The 4,319-nt window shown below is 34.0% G+C and carries 2 protein-coding genes; both read left to right on the forward strand.

The window, feature by feature from the left end:
- The first annotated feature begins 1,641 nt into the window (after window positions 1–1,641).
- Window positions 1,642–2,211, forward strand: coding sequence for a peroxiredoxin (locus tag AFK68_RS08240; RefSeq protein ID WP_094672318.1), 570 nt, complete (start codon window positions 1,642–1,644; stop codon window positions 2,209–2,211).
- Window positions 2,212–3,231: 1,020 nt separating this feature from the next.
- A complete protein-coding gene (gene murI / locus AFK68_RS08250) occupies window positions 3,232–4,059 on the forward strand; it encodes a glutamate racemase (RefSeq protein WP_094672319.1) in 828 nt (275 codons plus the stop codon).
- Window positions 4,060–4,319 lie beyond the last annotated feature (260 nt).

Consider the following 4,319-nt stretch of genomic DNA (forward strand, 5'->3'; position numbering starts at 1 on the left):
AATAATTAATAATTAATAATTAAATAATTCTGGTTTAAAGCCTCCCCTTTTAAGGGAAAAAAAGTGCTCTTGAATTTCCTTATCTTCAATTCCCGTACGCTTTTAACCAGAGGTAATTATCAATTATCAATTAATGAACTGAGACTGAGAAAATATCTTCTCCAAGAAATTAATTTGTTTCATCACCGCTTCGCCATGACAATATCAGACTTTGTGGATATTACCTTAATAAATTAGCTATTAATATCTGGACTTACGCAAAGTTACTGTATATAGAGTTTCAAAACTATAACGTTATAGTTTTGAACGCTATATATATGATTTATGCGTAAGTCCTAAATATCAATAAAACTATCAAAAATAACGTGCTTGAGATATTCAATATATTTAGTTATTTATTTTCTTATGACATAACAAAAAAATTTTTCTTTCCTTACTATTGAACTGACTCAAACTTCTGAAGTGAAATGAGATTTCAAACTCTCCAATGCTTTTGAGTAAGTGATTATTTAAAGTGAGAAATAACTCAACCTGCTAGAGATAGTATGTCTCAAATAAGTTAAGATAAATTATCTGAAGAAGGAAGAAGGAAGAAGGGAAAAGTTAATAGGTATAGCCTTCGGCAAGCCACTTAGCGTCTACAAACCCCAAGCAATTCTATACACCCTGTAGACGGTGAGGTATTAAGCTCATAGAGGAAAAGATAGACATTAAACATATAAAGTAAACATGAACCTAAGCTTCAGGAGATTATACCAATTACCATGCATTAATGCTATACTTTAGCTATACTTCAACAGTCCAGTATTTACCAAAATTTAAAGTCTGTTTTTAACAATTATTAGTTAGTTAGTATAGATTATCGCTACTTTTCCTCTCCCCCCACCTCCCACACTCCCGNATACCAATTACCATGCATTAATGCTATACTTTAGCTATACTTCAACAGTCCAGTATTTACCAAAATTTAAAGTCTGTTTTTAACAATTATTAGTTAGTTAGTATAGATTATCGCTACTTTTCCTCTCCCCCCACCTCCCACACTCCCGCACGGACGCCCTTATGCAACGTCCCTCCGCCACCCAATCATATATAGCAAAATTTTTGAGAAATGGTATTAGCCCTCTAGCTTAGTTCAAGAAATCCTGCTAGGTAATGGCAAGTATATGAATGAAGAATATCCTTGGGGGGGTACGGGGATTGTCAAAAGATATCTGTTGTCCATTCCTAGTATAGTTATCGTGACTTAATTTAACACGCCAAAAATTATCTATAATACCTTATTTTATAACACTTTCACCAGAAAACCTCAAAAATAAAATTTTTTCTTTAACAGCATTGACATATTCTTAAATCAGAATTATTCTGATTTACATCAGTAAAAGCTGATACAAACTGAATTGCTAATCTACTAAATCATCCAGAGGTAAGTTATGGCTATTGAGCAAGTTCCTGACGTAGTATTCAAAACCCGTGTCCGTGATGAGTCTGTTCCCGGGCCAAACCCTTTTAAGTGGCAAGACAAAACTACCCAAGAAATTTTTGGTGGCAAGCGTGTAGTATTATTTGCCCTACCTGGTGCTTTTNTAAAAGCTGATACAAACTGAATTGCTAATCTACTAAATCATCCAGAGGTAAGTTATGGCTATTGAGCAAGTTCCTGACGTAGTATTCAAAACCCGTGTCCGTGATGAGTCTGTTCCCGGGCCAAACCCTTTTAAGTGGCAAGACAAAACTACCCAAGAAATTTTTGGTGGCAAGCGTGTAGTATTATTTGCCCTACCTGGTGCTTTTACACCAACCTGCTCATCTACTCACCTACCCCGATATGAAGAACTATACGATGAATTTAAAGGACAAGGAATAGATGAAATTATTTGTCTATCAGTAAACGATGCTTTTGTAATGTTCCAATGGGGTAAACAGCAAGGTGCTAAAAATGTATTCCTACTACCAGATGGTAATGGAGAGTTCTCTCGTAAAATGGGAATGTTAGTAGAAAAGTCCAATATTGGTTTTGGTATGCGTTCTTGGCGCTATGCAATGGTTGTTAATGACTGCAAAATTGAAAAGATGTTTGTTGAAGCAGGTTTTAGTGACAACTATGGTGATGACCCATTTGAGGTATCTGATGCAGATACAGTATTAGCCTACCTCAAAGGTACAGAAGCACCAAAAGAAAAACCAGCTAGATTAGAGTTTGTAGGCTAGTATCAGTCTCTGATATTAATTAAATAAAAAGATAAAACGCTGTATATAGCAATTAGANAAAAGATGTTTGTTGAAGCAGGTTTTAGTGACAACTATGGTGATGACCCATTTGAGGTATCTGATGCAGATACAGTATTAGCCTACCTCAAAGGTACAGAAGCACCAAAAGAAAAACCAGCTAGATTAGAGTTTGTAGGCTAGTATCAGTCTCTGATATTAATTAAATAAAAAGATAAAACGCTGTATATAGCAATTAGATTTGATTCTGTGAACAGTAAAGTTATTTGTCAGGCTACAATCTTTTCAAATTGCTATATATAGTGTTAATTTATCTTACTCAGCAACTATACCTTCAATAATTAGGGTTTGCTGAATAAGTATGAGTGATAAGGGTAGGAGTCAGGAGTCAGGAGTCAAGAGGAATGAGAGTTATAAAGGAAGTAGTCTGAAGAATGGTCCGTTAATTTTTCTTTCCTAGTGATCCTTTAATCCTAACTTTTTGAACCTTTTAGACCTAAAAGCTTACACTTTTTAAAGACCATTAAAAGCTAAAATATTTATCTGTCAATGCTTTTAAATTTCATCAGCAAGCCCTAATTAATAAGTAGTAGTGCAAAATAAATTTCCTAATTGATGAAGCCATTCATATTCAGAAGTAAAAGGCAAGAGAAAATTGGCAGGATGTGTAATTAATTTTGCAACCTGTTACTTACCAATGGATAATTGATAATTAATAAATTCGGCTTTATTGCCTCTTATTTTAAGGATTAAAAAAGTGCTAGGAGATTTCCGACAATTCAATCTGATGGTTTTAACCAAAGGTAATTATCCATTATTCATTATCCATTATCCATTATCAATTAATTAACCCTCCTATTTGATCGGCTTCAGTTCATCAATAATCATAGAATTTTTCCCTATCGAAAAATATCGTCTAAACTTAATTCATAAAATTTACTACAAAACATATTATTAACTGAGGAATTGAATGATAGTTTGTTTATTTGAACACTTATAAGAATGACTACTGAAACTAGACAAAAAAGAATAGGAATTTTTGACAGTGGGATAGGTGGTTTAACTGTTTTAAGAGAGTTATATAGACAGTTACCCAACGAATCTATTCTTTACTTTGGCGATACAGCAAGATTACCTTATGGAACAAGAACTACCGAGGAAATTTTAGAATTTGTAGATGAAATTATCGGGTGGCTAGTCAAAAGTGGAGTTAAAATGGTATTGATGGCTTGCAATACCAGTTCAGCCTTAGCTCTAGAAAAAGTCAAATCGAAATTTGATATTCCTATTCTAGGATTGATTGTACCTGGAGCTAATGCTGCAGTCGAACAAGGAAAAAGAATAGGCGTCATTGCTACCCCTGCAACTGCTGCAAGTAATGCTTATCGTTATGCTATTTTAGAAGCAAATGCTTCTGTTCAAGTTTGGCAAGTTGGTTGTCCCTATTTCGTACCATTAATAGAACAAAATCAACTACATGACCCCTACACATATCAGATAGCAGAAGAATATTTAATGCCTTTAATACAGCAACAAATTGATACATTAGTTTATGGTTGCACCCACTATCCTTATTTAGAACCAATATTGCGGTTATTATTACCTAAGTCTGTGAATTTTGTAGACCCTGCAGTTTATCTAGTTGAAGTAGCTGCTAGAGAATTGGAAATTATGAATTTGCAAAACTATAAGACACCAAAGCCAACAAAATTTGTAGTTAGTGCTTCTCCTCAAAAATTTGCCGATCTATCATTACAGTGGTTGGGTTATAGACCAGTTGTAGAAGAAATTTCTTTGCCAGCTATTTTAGACAAACCTCTTTCTATCTAGACTATATATCTACTAAATTTCCAAATTTACTGAAATTTGCTCTTCTAGCAATGATTTTCATCCATTAAAAATCACCTCTTCTTGAAAAGAAGAGGATTAACTAAAAGGAATTTTTGGGGACGGGATTTTTTCCCTTAAAAGGAGAGACTTTAGAGCTTTTCGGAATCCTTTTGACTTTTAGAAGAAAGAGGAAATACTTCTAATTCTTCTGCTGAATACCAATCATTAGGTTGGGGTGTTTCGAGATTATCTGGTAATAA

The organism is Hydrocoleum sp. CS-953 (assembly GCF_002260545.1).
Lineage (GTDB): Bacteria > Cyanobacteriota > Cyanobacteriia > Cyanobacteriales > Microcoleaceae > Trichodesmium.